General features: G+C 60.8%; 19 protein-coding genes and 1 riboswitch. Of the genes, 1 reads left to right on the plus strand and 18 read right to left on the minus strand.

What is annotated here, in order from left to right; all coding sequences use genetic code 11:
* Positions 1–187 precede the first annotated feature (187 nt).
* From DXC99_RS03625 to DXC99_RS03660, 8 genes are all read right to left on the minus strand, one after another.
* Positions 188–598: a pyridoxamine 5'-phosphate oxidase family protein gene (locus DXC99_RS03625; protein ID WP_117583125.1), complete on the minus strand. Its 411-nt coding sequence runs from the start codon at positions 596–598 to the stop codon at positions 188–190.
* Between the two features lie 51 nt (positions 599–649).
* Positions 650–1,096, minus strand: coding sequence for a pyridoxamine 5'-phosphate oxidase family protein (locus DXC99_RS03630; RefSeq protein WP_117563813.1), 447 nt, complete (start codon positions 1,094–1,096; stop codon positions 650–652).
* Positions 1,097–1,126: 30 nt separating this feature from the next.
* Entirely contained in the window at positions 1,127–1,927 is an 801-nt protein-coding gene (locus DXC99_RS03635) for an energy-coupling factor transporter transmembrane protein EcfT (RefSeq protein ID WP_117629270.1), read from the minus strand.
* Complete coding sequence (locus tag DXC99_RS03640; protein ID WP_117583126.1) at positions 1,927–3,831, minus strand: energy-coupling factor transporter ATPase; 1,905 nt, start codon at positions 3,829–3,831, stop codon at positions 1,927–1,929. Before DXC99_RS03640 ends, DXC99_RS03635 begins: the two co-directional genes overlap by 1 nt.
* Positions 3,828–4,418, minus strand: coding sequence for an ECF transporter S component (locus tag DXC99_RS03645; RefSeq protein ID WP_117583127.1), 591 nt, complete (start codon positions 4,416–4,418; stop codon positions 3,828–3,830). The genes DXC99_RS03640 and DXC99_RS03645 overlap by 4 nt, the downstream gene beginning before the upstream one ends.
* A 5-nt stretch (positions 4,419–4,423) precedes the next feature.
* A riboswitch (FMN riboswitch) is annotated at positions 4,424–4,616 on the minus strand.
* A 451-nt stretch (positions 4,617–5,067) separates the two neighbouring features.
* Complete coding sequence (gene groL / locus DXC99_RS03650; protein WP_006234938.1) at positions 5,068–6,705, minus strand: chaperonin GroEL; 1,638 nt, start codon at positions 6,703–6,705, stop codon at positions 5,068–5,070.
* A gap of 96 nt (positions 6,706–6,801) precedes the next feature.
* Positions 6,802–7,095, minus strand: coding sequence for a co-chaperone GroES (gene groES, locus DXC99_RS03655; protein ID WP_022094351.1), 294 nt, complete (start codon positions 7,093–7,095; stop codon positions 6,802–6,804).
* Between the two features lie 918 nt (positions 7,096–8,013).
* The gene (locus tag DXC99_RS03660; RefSeq protein ID WP_233503852.1) at positions 8,014–9,651 is read right to left on the minus strand and encodes an amidohydrolase; all 1,638 of its coding nucleotides are present in this window, start codon (positions 9,649–9,651) and stop codon (positions 8,014–8,016) included.
* 168 nt (positions 9,652–9,819) lie between these two features.
* On the opposite strand from DXC99_RS03660, the gene DXC99_RS03665 reads away from it, so the two are divergent.
* The gene (locus DXC99_RS03665; protein ID WP_117629271.1) at positions 9,820–11,283 is read left to right on the plus strand and encodes a M20 family metallopeptidase; all 1,464 of its coding nucleotides are present in this window, start codon (positions 9,820–9,822) and stop codon (positions 11,281–11,283) included.
* A 140-nt stretch (positions 11,284–11,423) separates the two neighbouring features.
* Here the strand turns inward: DXC99_RS03665 and DXC99_RS03670 are convergent, their stop codons facing one another.
* The 10 genes from DXC99_RS03670 to DXC99_RS03715 all read right to left on the minus strand — a co-directional run bounded on the left by DXC99_RS03670 (position 11,424) and on the right by DXC99_RS03715 (position 20,966).
* Positions 11,424–12,740, minus strand: coding sequence for a zinc-ribbon domain-containing protein (locus DXC99_RS03670; protein WP_158551633.1), 1,317 nt, complete (start codon positions 12,738–12,740; stop codon positions 11,424–11,426).
* Between the two features lie 150 nt (positions 12,741–12,890).
* Positions 12,891–13,913 carry a YitT family protein gene (locus DXC99_RS03675; protein ID WP_117584120.1) on the minus strand — a complete coding sequence of 341 codons (1,023 nt, stop codon included), beginning with the start codon at positions 13,911–13,913 and terminating at the stop codon, positions 12,891–12,893.
* A 206-nt stretch (positions 13,914–14,119) separates the two neighbouring features.
* Positions 14,120–14,635, minus strand: a complete 516-nt coding sequence (locus tag DXC99_RS03680) for an Asp23/Gls24 family envelope stress response protein (RefSeq protein WP_055251999.1) — start codon at positions 14,633–14,635, stop codon at positions 14,120–14,122.
* Between the two features lie 44 nt (positions 14,636–14,679).
* Positions 14,680–15,057, minus strand: a complete 378-nt coding sequence (locus DXC99_RS10495) for a DUF2273 domain-containing protein (RefSeq protein WP_233503061.1) — start codon at positions 15,055–15,057, stop codon at positions 14,680–14,682.
* Entirely contained in the window at positions 15,050–15,595 is a 546-nt protein-coding gene (locus DXC99_RS03690) for a hypothetical protein (protein ID WP_117640268.1), read from the minus strand. The genes DXC99_RS10495 and DXC99_RS03690 overlap by 8 nt, the downstream gene beginning before the upstream one ends.
* A 166-nt stretch (positions 15,596–15,761) precedes the next feature.
* Positions 15,762–16,568 (minus strand): YebC/PmpR family DNA-binding transcriptional regulator, encoded by an 807-nt coding sequence (locus DXC99_RS03695; protein ID WP_117584122.1) that lies wholly within the window; start codon positions 16,566–16,568, stop codon positions 15,762–15,764.
* Between the two features lie 164 nt (positions 16,569–16,732).
* Positions 16,733–18,916: a DUF6020 family protein gene (locus tag DXC99_RS03700; RefSeq protein WP_233503853.1), complete on the minus strand. Its 2,184-nt coding sequence runs from the start codon at positions 18,914–18,916 to the stop codon at positions 16,733–16,735.
* 145 nt (positions 18,917–19,061) lie between these two features.
* Positions 19,062–19,883, minus strand: coding sequence for a prolipoprotein diacylglyceryl transferase (lgt, locus tag DXC99_RS03705; RefSeq protein ID WP_117584123.1), 822 nt, complete (start codon positions 19,881–19,883; stop codon positions 19,062–19,064).
* Positions 19,884–19,992: 109 nt separating this feature from the next.
* Positions 19,993–20,271, minus strand: a complete 279-nt coding sequence (locus DXC99_RS03710; protein ID WP_035137589.1) for a NifU family protein — start codon at positions 20,269–20,271, stop codon at positions 19,993–19,995.
* 170 nt (positions 20,272–20,441) lie between these two features.
* Complete coding sequence (locus DXC99_RS03715) at positions 20,442–20,966, minus strand: dCMP deaminase family protein (RefSeq protein WP_117584124.1); 525 nt, start codon at positions 20,964–20,966, stop codon at positions 20,442–20,444.
* Between the last annotated feature and the right edge of the window lie 71 nt (positions 20,967–21,037).

Below are 21,037 nucleotides of genomic sequence, written 5' to 3' on the forward strand. Positions count from 1 at the left end.
CAGAAGATGCATTTATACGCAAATCTTTTGCATATTCATGCATTGAAACAGTCACGACACATTCACTCAAAGGAGTTGACAAATAAACACGGACCCCATATTGCCCAGTGCGCCTTGCGGTGACGTTGCAATGTGGGGCCCGCTACATGCGAGAATTTGAATTGTCGAAGCTTGCTGAGAGACTCGTTTAGAGCTCGACCGGCACCCATTCGTCATGGTTGCAGATAAAGGCCTCGGGTTCCTCCACGCTAAAGAAGACGAGCGTGGGATCGTTAGGCCCCTCATAGTGCTCGCCCAGGCGCTCTAGATGCTTCCACCCAGCTTCGCGCATTTCGCCTAAAGCCCGGTCATCCAAGCCGGCACGCCCGCGCAAGATGAGCCAGCCATGGCCCGGCCACCAACTCGTGGCCTCAAAGCGCTGGTTTTGCAGCAGCTCTTGCCACACATCTTTGGTGCGCGCTGTTACAAACCACAGCTTGCCGTCCTGGATCTGCGCAAACGAAAACGGACGCACATGAGGCTGTCCGTCAACGCTCGTCGCCAAATACCATGCCGGCACCGACGTCAGATACTCCAACACCGTATTCAATCCGTCCATGTGTCCTCCTGGCGCTAGCTAATTCGGAACGGGTAGTTAATTTGAGACGCTCTAGAGCTCCAGGCGCTCCTCGCTGCCGTCGATATCACAGAAGCGCGCGGCAATGTTGCGGACCGAAAAGAAAGCAAGGCGGCCGTCGTTGGCACTCTCGTGTTCCTCGCCGATGCCCACCATGTGCTTAAAACCCGCTTGACGCACCTTGTCGCTCGCAACCGCGTCGTCCTCAAGTGCGGCCTCGCCGGTCAACACGATCCAACATTCCCCCGGCTTCCAGCCCGAGAGCTCAAACTTGGGATTCGCACTCAGCTCCGCCCACACATCCTTGTCGCGCGACGTGCAAAACCACAGCTTACCGTCATCGACCATGGCAAACGAAAACGGCCTCACGCGAGGCTGATGCCCGTCGGTCACATCGGTCGTGGCCAGATACCACGCCGGAATGCGCCTGAGATACGAACAGGCGCGCTCAAGCTGAGCCGTGCGGTCGTTGTCGGTCATAGGGACCCCTTTCTTGCGCTCGAATCGCGCCTAAACAAGTTGAAGATTGATGACAATGACGCAGATGAGCAGCAACGCCGTCACCACCGCCGCCAACGCATCGCCGCGGCCAAATGCAAGCGCATGCAGACGCGTACGTCCCTGCTCGCCGTGATAACAGCGCGCATCCATGGCGGCCGAAAGCGTCTCGGCATGACGGAACACGCCCGTGAACAGCGGAATCGCCACGCTACCGAGCATGCGCACGCCGCCGAGCGGGCCACCCGTTACGCGTGCACCGCGGCTTGTCTGCGCGTCCGCCGTCTGCTTCATCTCGGTGGCAAACTGCGGCATAAAGCGCAGCGCGATGCCCATGATCATGCCGAGCTCGTGCGCAGGAAGTCCCACACGCGCAAACGGTGCGAGCAGGCGCTCAAAGCCCGCGGTGAGGTCGAGCGTGGGCGTGGTGAGCGTAATGGCGCTCATGCCGGCCATCATCAGGGTCAGGCGGCACGCCATAAAGGCAGCGGAATACAAAGACCCCTCGCTCACCCGTAAAAAGCCGAGCTGCCACAGGATGCGCCCGCTCTGGTCGGAAAACAGGTTGAGTACCGCGACTACCACGACAATCGCCAGCAATGGTGCCATCGATGATAGGACCCGGCGCAACGGCACCCGGGACACGGTATAGATCAGGACAACGAAGATTGCGACCGGGGCCAGTCCGCGGAAGCTGCTGACCGTGAGCGTCGTGATCAGAAACACAAAGCCCAAGAGCAACTTAGTTCGCGGGTCCAGGCGGTGGATCGCACTATCGCCGGGATAGTAGCTGCCAAACGAAAACGCCTCCATTAGCAGCCCTCCTCTCGCGCGACCGTCTTGGATTTAGCAATGTCCGCGACGTTAGAAGGACCGTCTGAGCGACCGATCAGCAAATCTGCCAACTCGTCGGCCAACGACTCAACCGTATAGAGCCCACCGCGACGCAGCGGCACGCCCGCCTCCGTAAGCGCCAGCGCCATACGCTGGGCGGCGGGAACGCCCAAGCCGATCGACTTGAGCTCATCGGCACGCGCAAACACCTGCGCGGGGGTTCCCTCGGCAAACACCGCGCCTTCGTTCATTACGACGATACGGTCGCAGCAATTGGCCAGGTCATCCATGCTGTGCGAAACCATGACAACGGTCAGGCCATCGCGGTGAAGTCGATCGATAAGCTCAAGGAAATCCCTGCGCGCAGCCGGATCGAGCCCCGCCATGGGTTCATCGAGCACCAGGACTTCGGGCTCCATGGCGAGCACGCCGGCGAATGCCACACGCCGTTGCTGACCGCCCGAAAGCTCAAAGGGACTCTTGTCGCCGACCGTGGAAAGATCGAGGCCCACGCGCGTAAGCGATGATGCGACACGGCGTGCGACCTCGTCTTGTGGCAGGCCAAGGTTGTGCGGACCAAACGCCACGTCCTGCGCCACGGTTTCGGCAAATAGCTGGCGCTCGGGATACTGAAACACCACGCCAACCTTGGCCTTAACCGTAGCGGCGTCTTTCTTGTTTGACAGATCGAGCCCCAGCGCGCGAACGGATCCCTCCTGGGGGCGAATCAAACCGTTGAGATGCTGGACCAGCGTCGACTTACCCGAACCGGTATGACCTGCCAAGCCCAGGAACTCGCCGCGACGCACCGCCAGCGATACATCGCGCAGCGCCCACGGGCTGCTGGGGTCGTTTCCCCAGAGGGCCTGTTTGTTCGATTTGCCCGCAGTGGCCGAGCGCTTATGCCAGCGGCGGCGCTCGCGGGCGCTCAGCGAGTAACTATGCGAGAGGTGCGAAATCTCGATGACGGGCTCCGACGCGGCTGTCCCGTCGGTTGCAGAGGAGGCGTTGTCGAGCACACGAGAATCGGATGCAGAAGGCCGCCCTGCGGTGTCTTCCCCACTCCGGTCGGCATATGCCTGCGCAATCTCGGCGACCATATCCACCTCGCGCACCTGCGCATGAACGGGCACGCCCTTCGCACGAAGCGCCGTGCCCAAGCAGCACGACGCCGGCATATCCAAGTTGAGCTGCGCAAGTTCGTCCGCCCGTGTCAAGATTTCCTCGGGCGTACCGAGCATGGCAACGCGCCCCGCCCGAAATACCGCGACACGATCGGCCTCGGCGGCCTCTTCCATAAAGTGCGTAATCATCACGATGGTCATGCCGCGATCGTGCAACGCGTGGCAAGCCTTCATGAGGCCCTTGCGTCCACGCGGATCGAGCATTGAAGAAGCCTCGTCCAATATGAGCACGCGCGGTTCCATGGCGAGCACACCGGCAAGCGCCACACGCTGCTTTTGACCGCCCGAAAGCGCATGGGTCTCGTGGCGCTCAAAGCCCACCAGGCCCACGCCCTTCAGCGCCTCGCGTACCCGCTGCGCAATTTGTGCCGATGGCACGCCAAGGTTTTCGGGACCAAACGCAACGTCATCTTCGACAAGCGTTGCCACCAGCTGGTCATCTGGATTTTGGAATACCATGCCCGCGGTCGAACGAATGTCGTAGACCAGCTCGGGGTCGGACGCATCCATGCCGTTGATGCGTACCGTGCCCGCATCGGGCTGCAACAGTGCATTCAGATGCTTGGCAAACGTCGACTTGCCCGATCCATTGCCACCGAGGATGCAGAAAAACTCCCCGTCCTCGATGTTCAGATCGACGCCGTCGAGTGCCGGTACGGCACCGTCATAGCTAAAGGAAACGCCCCGACACTCAATCATGCGCGGCCTTTGACCTGGTCCTTTTTAGGCGTGATGAGGTTGGAGACCGCCTTGTACACTGCAAGCGTCAATACCGAGTTAAGGACAGTCTTGATAAGGTTGAACGGCAGCACGGCGGGAATCATGAGCGGGGCGATCACATCGACCGAGCCATACCAGAACCAAACACCAATGGTAAGGTTTGCGACCATAGACAACGCCGTAGCGGCAATGACGCCGAGCGCTAGGCCAATCACGGCACCCTTATAGGTATGCATCTTCTGGTAGACGATAGCCGCGGGCAGAATGTAGCCCAGCGTGGCAACCAGGTTCATAAGCGCGCCGACCCAGTCACCCGTGGTGAGCGCATGGATAACGATCGCCATGGCGGCAACAGCAGTGCCGGCGCCAGGGCTATACGCAAAACCGCACACCATCGCCGGCACCAGCGACGGGTCATACGTCAAAAACGGCGCCGAGGGAAGAATGGGCAGCTGCACGTACATAAACAGGGCGCCCAAGGCGCACATCAGCGCCATGGTAACGAGCTGTTTGGTGCTCCACCTATTCGTGTTCTCAAAATGGATATGCTGCGACTGTTCAGACATAAGATCACCTGCCTCTTTCATCCGGACTCTAACCGTTGGTACTGGAATCTCACCAGTTCAGCCGGCATGCGAACCAACACACGCTCGGGTCGCGGACTCATCGGCTCGGTCGCAGACGCCTCGCCTGCTCCGCGGCACCCCTTTGGCACCGCCCGATTTACCGCCAGTGGGGAATTCCACCCCGCCCTGAAACAGCACTTGCAAGTGTAGCACGAGCAATCGTTCGCGCAAGTATGCCGAGGGTAATTTGTGGTGGGGATCAGTTGCCACAACAACCACGTTCCCCACCCATCCCAAAGTAGCGCGCCTTTCGCGCAAAGCGCGAAACAGCGAAGGGGACAAGCCACTGCAACAACCACATCCTCCACTCGCCCCAAAGCGGCGCGCCTTTCGCGGCAAAGCCGCGAAACAGCGACCGGGACACGTATTCCCAACAACCAAGTCCTCCGCCCACGCCGACCTCAAGGCCGTAAACGCAGGGAATCCGGGGGCGTGACGGGGGCTTCCCTCCGGAACATTCCGCAGGACGCAAAGAGGCTCCGCAGCGCGAAGCGCGATGCGGAGCCTCTTTGCATGTCCGAGGACGTTCCGGAGGGAAGCCCCCGTCACGCCCCCGGATTCCCGGTGGGAGTTCTAGACCTTGTCGGCCTTAGTACATACCGCCGCCCTGCTGACCAGCGGTAGCAGCAGCGATAGCGTCCTCAAGCTGAGTGTTTTTGGGCACATCGGAGACGGTGGCCTCGGTGATGAGGATCAGGCTGGCGACAGAAGCAGCATTCTGCAGGGTGACGCGGCTGACCTTGACGGGGTCGAGGACGCCCATCTCGATCATGTCGCCCCACTCGCCGTTGGCAGAGTTGAGACCCTGGCCGGCGGGCAGCTCGGCAACCTTGTCGACCACGACAGCGCCCTCAAAGCCAGCGTTCTTGGCGATAGTAGCGACCGGAGCGGTCAGAGCCTTCTTGACGATATCGACGCCGATCTTCTCCTCGGGGTCGTCGATCTCGACAGCATCGAGCGCAGGAGCAGCGTCCATGAAGGCGACGCCGCCACCGGCGACAATGCCCTCCTCGACAGCAGCGCGGGTAGCCTGCAGGGCATCCTCAACGCGGTGCTTGATCTCCTTGAGCTCGGACTCGGTAGCAGCGCCGACCTTGATGACGGCAACGCCACCGGAGAGCTTGGCCAGGCGCTCCTGGAGCTTCTCACGGTCGAAGTCAGAGGTGGTGTTCTCCATCTCGCCCTTGATCTGAGCGATGCGGGCGTCGATGGCCTCCTTGGAGCCGGCGCCGCCGACGACGACGGTGTTGTCCTTGGAGATAGTGACGGACTTAGCGGTGCCGAGCATATCGGCGGTGATGTCAGCGACCTTCACGCCCAGCTCGTCCAGAGCAGCCTGGCCACCGGTGAGGACGGCGATGTCCTCCAGGATGCGCTTGCGGCGATCGCCGTAGCCCGGGGCCTTGACGGCGCAGACGTTGAGAGCGCCACGGATCTTGTTGAGGACCAGGGTCGGCAGAGCCTCGCCGTCGATGTCCTCAGCGATGATGAGCAGGCCACGGCCGGCGCGCTGGACAGCCTCGAGAACAGGCATGATGTCCTGAACGCTGGAAATCTTCTGGTCGGTGATGAGGATGTACGGATCCTTCATCACGGCCTCCATGCGGTCGTTGTCCGTGACGAAGTAAGCGGAGACATAGCCCTTGTCGAACTGCATGCCCTCGACGGTGTCGATGGTGATGTCGAACGTCTGGGAATCCTCGACGGTGATGACGCCGTCCTTGCCCACGACCTCCATGGCCTCGGCGATCTTCTCGCCAACCTCGGGGTCACCAGCGGAGATGGTGCCGACGGAAGCGATCTGCTCCTTGGTCTCGACCGGCTTGGCCTGCTTCTTCATCTCGGCGACGGCGGCGTTTACAGCCTTGTCGATGCCGCGACGGATGGCCAGCGGGTTGGCGCCGGCGGCGACGTTGCGCAGGCCGTCGTTGACGATGGCCTGGGCGAGCAGGGTTGCGGTGGTGGTGCCGTCACCCACGGTGTCGTTGGTCTTGGTGGCGACCTCCTTCACCAGCTGAGCGCCCATGTTCTCGATGTTGTCCTCGAGCTCGATCTCCTTAGCGACAGAAACGCCGTCGTTGGTGATGGTCGGGGCACCGAACGTGCGCTGCAGCGCAACGTAGCGGCCCTTGGGGCCCATGGTGACGGTAACGGCGTCGGCCAGAGTGTTGACGCCCTTGGCGAGCTTAGCGCGGGCATCGGTGTTGAACGTAATGTTCTTTGCCATGGTGAGTAATCCTCCAAAAGAAATGTGACTCGCGTCGCCGCTTCCGAGTCCTATGCGACGATCGCGTTCAAAGACGAATCAGAGATTCTGACGAGACTAGGCCTCGACGACGGCGTAGATGTCGTCGGCGCGCATGAGCAGATACTTCTCGCCGTCGACCTTGACCTCGTTGCCACCGAACTTGCCGTAGATGACAACGTCGCCAACCTTGACGTCCATGGGGATGCGCTCACCCTTGTCGTTGACCTTGCCGGCGCCCACGGCAACGATGGTGCCGCGCTGCGGCTTCTCCTGAGCGTTGCTGGCGATGTACAGACCAGAAGCGGTCTTCTGCTCGGCCTCGTCGGGCTTGACCAGGACGCGATCTGCAAGCGGCTTCAAAGACGACATGCTTGTTTCCTCCTTTGTGGGCCGCGCGGTCATGCCGCGCGGGTTAACCCTTTTTGTTTGCGTACGCGTTGAATGGTACCCACGAATGGCGGGTTATACAACACGGAGTCAAAAAATCTTATTTTTTGGCACTTAGATTTTCTGAATGCCGGGGGATAACTTAGCGATGCCTCCCGTGTGGCTCCGGAGGGGCGGGGCATAAGGTTTCCTGCTCGGGCAGTCCTGCTCGCACGAAGGCCACATTAAGTGGCCTTCGGCTCGTGCGGAACTCGCGATAAACCTTATGCCCCGCCCCTCCGGAGCCACACGGGAGGCAGGTTAACTAATTCGGGCCCGGCATTCAGAAAAGTCAGTGCAGCAAAATGGCGATGCGGATAGGAATGTGGGCATGGTCTTCGCTGCGCGCACGGGTCCCCTGGGGAGCACCGTGCATTTTTGGGAGTATTCAGCAAGCCAGGACGGCTGCATACGCGCCGGACATACCTTATTGGTCCCAAGAACGCCTTCAGCGGGCGGTTTTGGTCGGTGGGCAGACCCCGTTGGGACAAATGGGCGTACTTCGCGCCGTACCGGAGCCCAAAATGACGTCAATCTCCGTAACGTTACTCAGCCGCAGCGGCACCGGCAGAGCTCGCGGTGCTGAATACTCCGTTTTTTGCACGGCCCAGGCGGGGGTACATCAGGACCGGAAAGAACATCTCAGCTTTTTTATGCAATCTGCAACTGGAAGTATGCAAAACACCATGAGGTTTCACTGCTGATGTCCAAATTGAACGCACGGAGCAGCACCTCAACCCCGCGCCCAAATCCAACAGAGCAGGGACGCACATGGCGGATCCTCACCGAAACGCAAACGCGGCTCGAGCGCCATCCCAAAATAAGCTGCCCGAGCCGCGTTTAACGGTAAGACATGAATACTTAGCGCTCGTAGATCAGGTTGCCGGCTAGGTAGGTGGCTTGGACTTTGGTGGCTTGGAGTTCTTGGGGGTCGATGGTGAGTGGGTTTTGGTCCAAGACTACCAGGTCGGCGTATTTACCGGGTTCCAGGCTGCCGAGGTTTTGCTCGTCGCCCGCTGCATAGGCGCTGCCCAGAGTGTAGTTGCGCAGAGCCGTTGCCGCATCGATGCGCTCGCTCGGCAACCAGCCGCCCTCGGGCCAGTGGCTTTTGGGGTCCTGGCGCGTGATGGCCGTGTAGAGCACGTTCATGCTGGTAACGGGCGTGATAGGGCTGTCAGTTCCGAAGGCTTGGCGGATGCCGCGCTGCTTATAGGTTGCGAACGGCCACATGATTCGGCTTCGCTCCAGGCCAAAGTCGCGCTCTGGGCCACCCGGATCGAGCGTGATGTGGCAGGGCTGGCTCGAGGCGACCACGTTGAGCTTGCGCAGGCGATCGATGTCCTGGGGCAGGAGGTTCTCCAGATGCTCGAGTGTGTTATGGCCGTGCTGGGGCAGGCCGTAGAGCTCTGCCGCCTCCTCAAAGATATCGAGCGCAGCATGGATGGCACCGTCGCCGATGACGTGGATACGCACAGTGTGGCCGCGCTCCGCGGCCGCCAGAACCAGCTTACGCATGCGCTCGGCAGGAACTGTCAGACGGCCCTGGTCGCCCGGGAAGCGCGGATTGGTATAGGGCTCGGTGAGATATGCCGTGTGTTCGCTCGACACGCCGTCGAAGAACTGCTTAAAGCCTGGCGCCGAGAGCAGCGCGTTGTTCGCGTAGCGGGTCTGTAGCTCTTCCAAGCGCGATTGGTCATCCAGCAGCGTGGGAAACAAATGGGCGCGGATGCCCAGCTTGCCGGCTGCCTGCAGTTTGTCGTAGACATCGTCGCGGATAAAGTCGCAGCCCGGCATGGGCATGAGCGACATATCGCATATCGAGGTGATGCCCTGCTCGGCCATCCGCCTCATTTGATCGGCGTAAGCGCTTGCGATGCGATCCTCGCCCAGCCACTCAAGGCAGCGCGGTAGCAGCTGCATGGCAGCCGCCTCGTGAGCAATGCCCGTGAGCTCGCCGCTTGCGTCCTTGTCGTAGCCACCGCCCGCTGGCGGCTCGCTGTCGCGCGTGACGCCGAGCGCCTCGAGTGCGCGGCTGTTGAGCCACAGCGTATGGCCGTCGCCCGAATACATAACGCAGGGGCGATCGGGGAATGCCGCATCGAGCGACGCCTTGGTAGGATGCTCGGGCGGGTCCCAACGGTAGTCGCGCCAGCCCTGCGTCACAACCCAAGCGTCATCGGGCAGGTCCTGGGAAAACTCGAGCGCGTGTTGCACCAGCGCCGCCTCGGACGTGCCCATATCCATGAGCATGTACGGCGAGGAGCCGACCGAGGTATGGAAGAAGTGCAGATGAGCGTCATGGAAACCTGGGCAGACAAACTGCTCGCCGTAGTCGATAACCGGCGTGGCGGCAGGCGCGGCGGCAATCACGTCATCGGGCGCACCGACTGCGACGATACGGTCGCCTGCGATGGCAATCGCCAGCTCGCGGGCGGTATCGATGCCGTCTTGCGCGGTAAAGACGTTCTTGGAGCGGATAATCCGATCGATATGTTGCATGGGCATCCCCATCTCTGGCAGGAAATTCAACACCCCCGAGTGTACTCCCCCGCCCTTGTAACAAAACCCCAAGCGGCAAACGGCAACTTTACCAGCCCTAGCGGCAGGTGGCATACTGGAGAGAGCCTGTACGATTTTGCGATCAACCCAGCAAGGAGCAAATCGACCATGACGAAGACCAAGGCACAGCAGATTATGGCGGCGACCGAGGCTCGCGCGGCTGACGACGTCACCGCAGCCATCAAAGATATCGCTACCGAGTTTGAACCCTATATCATCAAGCAGCGCCGGCACTTCCATAAGCACCCGGAGCTGAGCCTTGCCGAGGAGCGCACGACCTCCGACATCGCCAACCAGCTCGACGCCATGAATATCCCCTACGAGCGTCCGCTCAAGACCGGCTTGGTGGCAACGCTTCGCGGTACCGCGTCGGATGCCTATCGCGAGGACGGCACGCCACGCCGCCGCATCCTGCTGCGCGCCGACATCGACGCCCTGCCCGTCACCGAGCAGACCGGCGAGGAGTTTGCCAGCGTCAACGAGGGCTGCATGCACGCCTGCGGCCACGACTGCCACATCGCCATGATGCTCGGCACGCTGCAAATCCTGCGCCATATGACCGACGACATCCACGGCGAGATCCGCATCGTCTTCCAGCCCAGCGAGGAAAACGGCCAGGGCGCCAAGCTCATGATCGGCACGGGCGTGCTCGACGGCGTCGATGGCGCCTACGCCGCGCACATCTGGAGTGAGGTCGACGCCGGCACCGTGAGCTGCGAGCCCGGACCGCGCATGGCCAATACCGACTGGTTCCGCATCGACGTCCGCGGCACCTCGTGCCACGGCGCCATGCCCCAGCGCGGTCACGACGCCGTTATGGTTGCCGCCGAGATCGTCAACGCTCTGCAGACCATCGTTTCGCGCGAGATCAGTCCCTACGAGCCGGCCGTCATTACCGTCGGCGAGCTGCACGGCGGCACCGCGCGCAACGTTATCGCCGGCACGGCCTACCTCGCCGGCACGGTGCGCACCTACGGAGATTCGACCCACGAGGAAATGCCGGAGCTCATGCGCCGCATCGTGGAGCATACCGCGGCCGCCTTGGGCGCCGAGGCAGAGCTCACCGACTACACCATCGCCAATTACAAGGTCGAAAACGATGCCGCCTCGAGCGAGCGCTGCCGCCAGGCAGTAATCAAATGCCTGGGCCCCACCGGCCAAGGCCATTATCGCGGCACACTCTCGGGTGAGGATTTTTCAGAGTACCTGCGCCGCGTACCGGGCGTGCTCGCCTTTGTTGGCACGCGCAACCCCCAGATTGGCGCCACGTACGCCCAACATTCTTGCTTCTACAAGATTGACGAGTCGGTACTAGCCAAGGGCTCCATGGTGGCCGCCCAATATGCCATCGACTTTTTGGCCGAGCCCACACAAGAAGAGCTCGACGGCCCCACGATTGCCGCGGTCGCCGAGACCAATCCCGACCTGGCAGCCAAACTGCGCTCTGCCAAGGCCACGGCCGCCGAGGCCCGCGACGCCATGCACGATGCCCGCACGGCGCGCCATGCCGCCATCAAGGGCATCCATGATGCACGTGCCGCCGCTCGCCGCGAGGAGAAGCACGACGAGTAGTCGATCCACGACCATCTCGCAGTCATAGCCGCATCGCGATATCAAAGCGGGGGCGGACGCTTCGGCACGTCCGTCCCCGCTTATTTGTCAAGCGCTATTTCTACCGTTTCTACCCCGTCCCCAAATGGCAGGTGGCAGGGTTACTCGTCCTGCGGGTCCTCGTCGGAGCTTGGCGCAGGCTCGGGCTCAGGCACGGGCTCAGGCGCAGGCTCGGGCTCCGGTTCCGGCATGGGCGCGGGCTCGGGCTCAGGCACGGGCTCAGGTTCAGGCTCAGGCACGGGCTCGGGCGCGGGCTCGGGCTCGGGCTCGGGCGCAGGCGCCGCAGCGGAATCGGATACGGGCGCTGCGTCGGTGCTAAAACCAGCCGGAGCAGACTTCTTCTCAAACGGCAGCACAAAGGTCAGGACGTCATCCTTATCCTCATCAGCCCATTCAGCTGCATAACGCGCTACCCAATAGCCAACGGCACGATGCTTGAGCATCTTGCCAAAGACCGTAAGGAATACCGTGACAAACGCCGTCAGCACCAAGAACAATACGAGCGTGATGCCACCGCCGGTAACAAGCGCCTCAATAGCCGAAGGACGGTAGTAGTAGTTATACATACCGACAGAGGCAATGGCGCCGAAGACGAGCGTCAGGATCCATGTGACAACGTTGGCGACCAGACCCGTCAAAAACTCGGGAAGGAACGAAGCGCAGAACAGCTTGGTCTTGTTGTGCTTAAACGCCGCCCAGACCTTGTCGAGCGAAAACGCGCTCTCGACACGACCGGTCACCGCAAAGTGCATCACGGCAATGTCGGCGAACATCTTAAAGAAGACCCCCAAGACCGCCGTGGCAATCATAGCCAGGACAAGCAGGCCAAGCGAGCCAAACAGCGCTGCCTCGAGTGCATAGGAGCCGTAATACGAATACGAGCCCGCGGCGCCAATTACCACGCTCTCCACCAGCGAAAGCACTACACCGATAACGGGAATGGCAGCGATAACCTCGAGCACGACCGAGATAACGCTCGAAAAGACTCCGAGGCCAAACGACGTGGAACGCATGAGTGGACGATCCATACCGCCATCAACCTTGAGCGACAGATCGCGACCCCACTCAATACCAAAGCCGGAACCACACACGCTCGCAATGCAAGCTGCCAAAAAGCCGATGGCAGCTGCAATGCCGCCAATAACGGGAATAAACAGCACGAGTACCGACACAACACAAATCAGCGCCGGTAAAAAGGCAATCTGGCACACGCGCTGCAGCACGCCCGGAGTCTTGGTCATATCCTCAAACGCCTGAGCCACACAGCCCTTGGACGCATTCGCCACGGGCGGTTGCGGAACAAACTGCTGGGGCTGACCCTGAGGGGCAGAGGCTGCGGCACCGGCATTGGGGGCACCACACGCACCACAGAACTTATCGTTGTCGCCCATGGGGGCACCACACTGCGAACAGAACATCGAGATCATCCCTTCGTATCTTGAGCGAATCATCTGGATCGCAAACGATGTCTTTAGCATCATTATCACCCAATGTGGGGACAAATACTCCAACATGACGCATTTGCAATGCGCAGGGCGCTATTCGATTGTTTGATGAGCTCGACCGCGTTAGTTCGTTCCGCGGAAACCCTTGCCGACGATCTCGGAGCTGTCGACAATCGTGATAAAGGCACCCGGATCGACTTCGCGCGCATAGCGGCGCAGCTGCACGGCCTCGCGACGGCTTAGCACGCTCATGATCACCGTCACGCACTTGCCCGAGAAAGCACCGTAGCCGCGGCTGATAGTCGCCGTACGGTTGAGATGCTTGACGATAAACTCCTCGACCTTAAGGGGCTCGGAACAAATGACCGTGCAGACTTTGCGCAGGTGAATGCTCTCGATGGCCTTGTCGACCACAAGCGTCTTGGCAAACAGGCCGAGCACGCAGTACAGACCGACGCGCGGACCGTACAAGAAGGCCGCGATGGTCACGATGCCGATATCGACCAACAGCAGCGCACGGCCGATCTCAAGCGTGGTGCGGCGTTTGAGAATCATGGCGAGGATGTCCGTGCCGCCCGTCGAGGCACCAATATCAAAGACGATGGCGCTGCCGAGCGCCGGCAGAATCACGGCAAAGCACAGGTCGAGCCACATATCGCCCGTCATCGAGACATCGGTCGGAATAAAGAGCTCAAACAGCGAAACATAGGCGGACAGCGCAAACGAGGCAAAGACACTCCACAGGATTGCCTTGCGCTCCAAAAAGATAAAGCCCAGAACGACCAGGACCGCATTGATAATCCACATAAAGACGCCGACGGGCAGGGTCGGGAACAGCGTGGACAGAATGACCGACACGCCCGAGGTGCCGCCAAAAGCAAAGTGATTAGGGGTTTTAAACGCGACGATGGCAAAGGCCGTGAGGATCAGGCCCAAATTGAGCTCGGCAAAAAAGCGCGGAAAGCCCGGCTCCTGGCTGCGCTTGCGACCAGCGCGCTCGCCCCGCTCGATAACATCGCGATCGACCACGCGTTCCATCGGCACTACGGGAGGACGATGCACCTCCTCGGCAGCACGCGACGCCGCCTCTGCCGCAGCGGCCTCAATTGCCCATGCCTTGCTTTCTGTTTCGTGCTCGTCGGCCATTACGGCAACCCCTCGTTAACAATTTGGAAACAATGCGCCCATTAGAGTAACGCGGAACGTGGGGATTGCAACCCTTAGTTAGACGAGCGGTATGACTATATCGGGAGCATACAAAAACGGCCGGCCACGCTTTTGCTTGCGCGGTCGGCCGTTTAATGTTTTCGCAGATAAAACCTGCCAAAACAAACCTGTCCCTTTTTGGAAGGTTATTCGTGCTGGCTGGTGCGGTGCTCGTACTCCTCGGGGGTGATGACATCCTCGATGCGCAGGTTGACGCCCGCCACCTCAAGGCCAGTCATCGCGGCAAGGCGCTCGGTGACACGTGCCTTAACATCGTCGAAGATCGCGGGCGCATAGGCGCCGTACTCGATGATGACGGAGATGTTGACGACCACGCGATTATCGTCGGTGACCTCGACCGTCACGCCCTTGGTCAGATTCTCGGCACCAAACTGCTCCTGCACAAAGTGCATGAGGTTACCCTTCATGCCCAGAACGTGCGGAACCTCGCGGGTGGCCATGGCAACGATCTTCTCGATCACGCCGTTGGAATAGGTCAGCGAGTCCTCGGACTCATCCGCTTCCTCGTCGTCCTCATCCGTATCGGACTCGGCCTCGACGAGAGCCTCATCCTCGAGCGTCACATCCTCAGCTTCGGCGACGACCGCCTCGTTCTCCTCGAGCTCGGTATCGGCTACATCGACCTTCGTATTAAAAGCCATGGTTCCTCCTTATGCCCGCCGCGGATGCGACAGTCGAATACATATTAGCGGCCGCTAAACAGACGGCCGAAGAAGTTGACGATCCCGTTCTCGCCGTCGCGAATTTGGCCGATCACAGCGCCGATCAGCACGAAGAATGCAATGACGAGCGTGTCCCACAGGCCCAACGTGAGCACCAACACGGCGAGGATAAAGCCGGCGACGGCGCCGAGCGTGGTGTTGGGATGACGCACAGCATAGCTCCAGACGGCAGCGCCCGTACCCTTGATGAGACCCATAGCCTCGTCAAAATCCGCGGCTGCCGCGTCTTGTAACTCGGTTGCCTCTGCTTTGGAATCAACAGGTTCGCTCGCCGACGTGGCGCTCTGGTCAATCGTCAGGCGCGGCGTACGAGCGGTCTTATCTTGATTGGTATCACTCACCGGAAACCTCCACGGTCTGGACGGTAGTCTTGGACGGCAAAAAACGGACGCGCGCGGTCGTACCCGGCGCGCCGAGCATGGTATCGCAGGCTTCTTCGATGCGCTGCTGCATCGCGGTAGCCAGAGATGCCACGTCCTTATCGTCAAGCGCGATAGCCTCGACCTTAAAACGGACGTGCGAATCGTCGGGGCCTTGGACGCGAGCCTCGACATGCTCGACCATCACGCGGTCGTCGCGCTCGGCAGCAACCCTGGCGCACGAAGAAAGCGCCGCAAGGGTAACCTCGATATTGCGCTCCCCCGCCGGATGCACGCAGGACGGTTCGCGACGGGCGAACATCAGGCGGAAAAAGCTCAGCAGTACGCCGATCGCCACGACGCCGGCGCACGCCGTCACGACGATGCGCGGCATGGGGTCGCGCATCAGCAGCATAAAGCGATACGTATACGGCCCCCAAAACTGGCAGACAAGCGTACCCAGTGCCACGATGGTGGCGGCAAGATACACGATCGCTAGGGCTCGTTTGAGTACGCGCACGCGGCGCTCCCTTCAAATCTCGGCTCTCGAAATGCAGAACGGTTCGCATCATTATAAAAGAGCCGGGTCCGGTGCTCTACGCACGCGGATCCGGCTCATCTATTCCACGAGGCTTGCATGCTCGCTTCATTATGCCCAGATATGCACGGCTCAATCCGTGCTGGCGCTACTCCTCCTCGAGGGCAGCGATGACCTCGTCGGTCATGTCCATGGTGCTGTAGACGTCCTGGACGTCGTCGAGCTCCTCAAGACGGTCGATGAGGCGCTGGACCTTCTTGGCGTCGGCGCCGGAAACCTCGGTCGGGGTGGTCGGGACCATGGTGGTCTCGGAGCCCTTGACCTGGACACCCTGCTCCTCGAGCGCCTTGGAGACAGCCATGACCTCGTTGGCAGCAGTCCAGACGATCCACTCCTCGCCGGCATCCTCGTAGTCCTCGCCACCGGCCTCGGCGATAGCCATCATGAACTCATCCTCGTCACCGGCAGCACCGTTGGCGATCATGGTCTCCTTCTTGGCGTTCTCATCCAGGATCTCCTTGGCGACGACGATCTGGCCCTTGCGCTCAAACTGGAAGGCGACGGAGCCGGAGGTGCCCAGGTTGCCACCAGCGTGGGAGAAGGCGGAACGGACATCAGCGGCGGTACGGTTGCGGTTGTCGGTCAGGCAGTCGACGTAGACGGCGACACCGGCGGGACCGTAGCCCTCGTACACGATGTTCTCGTAGACGGCGGCGTCAGCACCCGAACCAAAAGCCTTGTCGATAGCGGACTTGATCTTGTCCTTAGGCATGGACTGAGCCTTGGCCTTGGCAACGGCAGCGGCGAGGCTGGCGTTGTTCTCGGGCAGCGGGTCACCGCCGAGACGGGCAGCAACAGTGATGTTGCGGCTGAGCTTGGAGAAGAGGGCGGAACGCTTGGCGTCCTGCGCGCCCTTACGATGCTTGGTTGTGGCCCACTTAGAGTGTCCGGACATACGTGTCTCCTATCGGTTTCGACCTAAAGCCCAGCGCAGATGCTCGGGCAATATAAACAAACGTCGTTATGATATACCTACTAGCCTGCGAGATAAACCCCAAAATGAAGGCGTCGTGATGATGTCCCCTTTGGTGCAAAGAAACCTGACCCCAATGCACCAAGTTAGGACCAGAGGAAGTCGCTGCGGGTGACGGTGGCGCCGATGGCGAAGGGCATGCAGGCGATGACCGGATACAGGTAGCGCATGTAGGTCGAGCCGTTGCACGGACCAATCAGGCACACGGCGAGCACGCCCAACAGCGGCACCCAGATCGCCAGCGCACGCCATGAATGACGACGCAGCAGGTAGACCACCACGGCAATCATGATCCACACATAGGTGGCCGAGCTCATGGTGAGCGAAATAAACGGGATGCGCTGCACCGCCACACGGTACAGATTGATCAGGTGGTCGCACCAGCGCACCACGTTGCTGTCAACCGGATGGAAGTCGAAGTACTTGAGGTTGTCGGGACGCGCCATGATCTCGGCACTACGCGCCGTGCTGTAGACCCAGGCATCGCGGGCACTCGGATAAAAGTAGCCGTAATAGTTATTGATGAGCGCCGAGATATAGCACTCGGGATCCTTTTTGAACATCTGCGCCCAGACCTCAAAATAGGCCTTGATGTCCTCCTGCGAGGCGTACTCGTTAAAGCAGTTCTTGACGGCATCGGACTTGTCAGGGTTGTAGCGGCGGCCCAGGTTCTCGTACTTGAGCACGCGATCGATCACGACGCGCTCCTCGTCGGTCACCAAGCCGTCGCAAGGAGCCTCCGCGATAGTGCCGTCCTCCTTTACCGTGGGGTTGACACCCGAGTTGAGGCCATCGTGCTTTTGAACGAAACGAGCCGTCTGCTGGAACGGAATCGAGAGAATTTCGCGCTTGGAGCCGGGCGTGATGTCGTGCGCCGGCATAAAGACCTTGGTGAAGTACATATTAGAGGCAAGGCAGAGTACGAGCACCGCGAGGACGCCAACCCAGCGGAAGCGCGGCGTGGCGCATGAGACCGCGGTGCCCGTCTGCTTAGCCGCACGACGAGCGACATGTACATCCCATGCGCAAAACGCCGCCGCAATCACGCAGGCCGCCAACGGAAAGACCAGGCCGCCATTGCGCAAAAACGTGGAACCCATGGCAGCCAGCGCAAGCAACAGCCAGTCGTGGCGCGCAAAGAGCACGGGGGCTTTCTCGCCCGCCCGCTCGACATTGGCATCACGACGGGGCAAGCCACATGCCACGAGCTTGACGGTCTGTACCAGCAGCACCAAAAACGCGTCGGCAAAGAGCACGTCTTTGGTGAGCAGGGCCGCGTAGTTAGAGAACATCGGCATAAACGCAAAGAACAGCAGGATCGCACCGCGAACCGGCAGGCTCACGCCCAGTTTGCGCAGCGACGAAATGGAATAGGCCATGCAGGCAGCCGTGATGACAAATTGAGCGCAGGTATAGATGATGAGGCCCGCGTTAGCGCTGTTGAACAGCGAAAGCCCCAGCTGCACGCACGAGCCGATGATAGCCGTGTGCACGACCGGGTGATGCCCGTTGAGCAGGACATTGGGGTTGAGCAGGCGCAGGTAGTCGCTCGTGCCGTTGGGATAGTTGAACCACTGGCGAATCTGCGCACCCGTATCTCCCATAAAAAGGCCGGGCAGCGAAGCGATGAGCGTGGGCGCCCAGGCGATCATAAGCACCAGGAAGGGCCCGGCAAAGGGATGGGCCGAGAGCACGGCGTGAGCCACACGCCATACGCGGCCAAAGTGCGCTTCGGAAAACGGAATGCGCCGAGAGCTCAGCCAATCTAGACACTCAAAAGCCAGGTAGAAGGCAACGATCGCCAAGAGCATCCAGCCCGCGCCGCCAATCCAGGCACAGATGATGCGGGCCTTGTCGCCAAGAACAATCTCGGCCGAGTCGGTGAGGTCGTAGCTGCGGCCGAACACCATGCAGATGGCGAAAAACAGCGACGGCAGAATGATCGACGGGCGCCAGGTGTCGCCACGGCCAAAGAATACGTAGCGAAACGGCAGCGTGAGCAGGCAGGCAAGCGCAAGCAGCATGACCGCGTCGGTATGGCCGGCAAACGAGAGGAGCACCTCGTAGCACACGTACAGCATGCCCGAGGCTTTGGGGTCAATCGCCAAGACTGCGTTGCTCGAGACCGGCGCGGGATCGATGGAAAACGCCGTGGTCGCCAACAGCGCGAGCAGAAATGCGATGAGCGTCTGCTTGGCGGGGTAGCGCTTAAACCAGACGATGCGGGCAGCGTCGCGCGCAGCCGTTGTGGAGAGGTCGGAATCCTTCACAGTCCGAAAGCCTTTCTAGAAACCTGCCAAAAAGGGACAGGTTTATTTTGGCAGGTTTTATCTGAGGAAACGTTACGGTTCTGTCATCGTTGCCTAGCAAAACCACCACAAAGGTGCCTGTCCCCTTTGTGGTGGTATGTGGCGGTTAGGCGTCGAGATAGATGCGCTGGGGACGGTTGCGGTGACGGGCAAAGATGATGAGCGCCAGGCCCGCAATTACGAGTGGCAGGCTCAGCAGCTGACCCATGGTGATGACGCCGCCCAGCAGATAGCCCAGCTGGGCATCGGGCACGCGCACAAACTCAACGAGAAAGCGGACGATGCCGTACCCCATCACGAACACGCCCATAAACGTGCCCTGGGGCAGCAGCGGCTTTTTGCGGCTGAGCACCTGCAAAATACAGAAGAGCACGACGCCCTCTAGGAATGCCTCATAGAGCTGGGAAGGATGGCGCGGCATATCGCCCGCGGTGCCGCCAAAGACCACACCCCAAGGCAGATCGGTCGGCTTACCCCACAGCTCGCCGTTGACGAAATTGGCACAACGGCCCAGGCATAGGGCCAGCGGGGCGCCGATCACGGCAAGGTCGGCGACGGTCCAGGCGTCGAGCTTATACATGCGGCACACGATGATGCCGCCCAAGATGCCGCCCACCAGGCCGCCGTGGAAGCTCATGCCGCCCTCGTTGGTGGCAAAGATCTCGAGCGGGTGGGTCCAATAGTAGCCATCGCCGTAAAAGACGACGTAAAACAGGCGCGCGCCGATGATGAGGCCAAAGACCGCGCCGACCACGACGCTCGTCAGGTCATCGATCGTAATGTCGAAGCCCCAACGACGCTGCGTGCGGTACATAACGACCGCCGTGAGCAGAGCACCGACCACGTAGGCCAGGCCGTACCAGTAGATGGTGATGGGGCCCGCCGAGATCGCGACGGGATCAAGCATATGGTAGAGGTCGTTGAGCATATCGATCCCCCTGCTCCCTACATACAAATGCGGCCGCGGGCCTTACGCTCGCAGCCGCATATTTGGGCGTAACGTCTATGCGAAGCGTACCGTCCGCAGCTTTCGCATCTTAGAACGGCGCGTACTCGTCGTACAGGTCCTCGGCCTCGCCGGAAGCATTGACCTGCTCAACGCGGGTAACGCCGGGCACATGCTCCTTCAGGATGCGCTCGATACCCATGGAAAGAGTTAGCGAGCTCATGGGGCAGCCGGCGCAGGCGCCCTGCAGCTCCAACTTGACAACACCCTCGTCGTCGACGCCCACATACTCCATATCGCCGCCATCGGCCTGCAGGTTGGGGCGAATCTCTTCAAGAACCTTCTTAAGCAGCTCTTCGTTAACAGCCACAGGGGCTCCTTTCTCACAATAACGCGGGCACGCCCGCGGACAGGGGCTATGTTACTACAGCCATGTACCCGCTTAGGCGCCAGCCATGCGTGCGGACACGACTTTCACGAGCAGTCAATTTGGGACGGGGCTCTTTTGGCTGTTTTGCCGCCAGCTGGCGTTGGCACGCGCTACTGCCGAGCCTGTCCCCCGGTACCAATCTGGACATCGACGATGACCTGGCGGTAGCTGATGCCGCAGGAGTCGAGAATGCGGCGGCTGATACGGCCGTCATCGGTGTCGGCATATTTATTGTCCAGGTAGACGACCTCGCCCACGCCCACCTGCGCCAGGATCTTGGCGCAGTCGTGGCACGGGAACAGCGTGACGTAAACCGTGGAACCCTCGAGGTCCTTGAGCGAGCCACGGTAGTTGAGCACGGCGTTGGCCTCGGCATGGACCACGTAGTTGTGCTTGTCCTGCAGCGGGTCATCGCTCGTACCCCACGGGAAAAAGTCGTCGTTGAGCGCCGAGGGCGTGCCGTTGTAACCCACCGAAAGGATGCGGTGGTTGGTGCTGGCGATGCACGCTCCCACCTGCGTGTTGGGGTCCTTGCTGCGGCGCTGCGCGGCGATGGCCACGCTCATAAAGAACTCGTCCCAGCTAATAACGTCGCGGCGCTTGCCCGACGCGGTTTGATGAAGATCGTCCGACATGGCAGACACCTCCGCAATCGCAATAGTTTGGCCCATTGTAGCAGGTGAAAGGTAGGGGCGCTTATCCCACC

Source organism: Collinsella sp. TF10-11AT (assembly GCF_003437565.1).
Taxonomy (GTDB): Bacteria; Actinomycetota; Coriobacteriia; order Coriobacteriales; family Coriobacteriaceae; genus Collinsella.

What these genes read in the sequence shown, in the direction of transcription:
- DXC99_RS03675 (WP_117584120.1), bottom strand. Translation starts at nt 13,913, where the DNA reads ATGGCCGACGAGCACGAAACAGAAAGCAAGGCATGGGCAATTGAGGCC.
- DXC99_RS03645 (WP_117583127.1), bottom strand. Translation starts at nt 4,418, where the DNA reads ATGTCTGAACAGTCGCAGCATATCCATTTTGAGAACACGAATAGGTGG.
- groL (WP_006234938.1), bottom strand. Translation starts at nt 6,705, where the DNA reads ATGGCAAAGAACATTACGTTCAACACCGATGCCCGCGCTAAGCTCGCC.
- DXC99_RS03670 (WP_158551633.1), bottom strand. Translation starts at nt 12,740, where the DNA reads ATGTTCTGTTCGCAGTGTGGTGCCCCCATGGGCGACAACGATAAGTTC.
- DXC99_RS03625 (WP_117583125.1), bottom strand. Translation starts at nt 598, where the DNA reads ATGGACGGATTGAATACGGTGTTGGAGTATCTGACGTCGGTGCCGGCA.
- DXC99_RS03665 (WP_117629271.1), top strand. Translation starts at nt 9,820, where the DNA reads ATGACGAAGACCAAGGCACAGCAGATTATGGCGGCGACCGAGGCTCGC.
- DXC99_RS03715 (WP_117584124.1), bottom strand. Translation starts at nt 20,966, where the DNA reads ATGTCGGACGATCTTCATCAAACCGCGTCGGGCAAGCGCCGCGACGTT.
- lgt (WP_117584123.1), bottom strand. Translation starts at nt 19,883, where the DNA reads ATGCTCAACGACCTCTACCATATGCTTGATCCCGTCGCGATCTCGGCG.
- DXC99_RS03635 (WP_117629270.1), bottom strand. Translation starts at nt 1,927, where the DNA reads ATGGAGGCGTTTTCGTTTGGCAGCTACTATCCCGGCGATAGTGCGATC.
- DXC99_RS03630 (WP_117563813.1), bottom strand. Translation starts at nt 1,096, where the DNA reads ATGACCGACAACGACCGCACGGCTCAGCTTGAGCGCGCCTGTTCGTAT.
- DXC99_RS03680 (WP_055251999.1), bottom strand. Translation starts at nt 14,635, where the DNA reads ATGGCTTTTAATACGAAGGTCGATGTAGCCGATACCGAGCTCGAGGAG.
- DXC99_RS03695 (WP_117584122.1), bottom strand. Translation starts at nt 16,568, where the DNA reads ATGTCCGGACACTCTAAGTGGGCCACAACCAAGCATCGTAAGGGCGCG.
- groES (WP_022094351.1), bottom strand. Translation starts at nt 7,095, where the DNA reads ATGTCGTCTTTGAAGCCGCTTGCAGATCGCGTCCTGGTCAAGCCCGAC.
- DXC99_RS03660 (WP_233503852.1), bottom strand. Translation starts at nt 9,651, where the DNA reads ATGCAACATATCGATCGGATTATCCGCTCCAAGAACGTCTTTACCGCG.
- DXC99_RS03640 (WP_117583126.1), bottom strand. Translation starts at nt 3,831, where the DNA reads ATGATTGAGTGTCGGGGCGTTTCCTTTAGCTATGACGGTGCCGTACCG.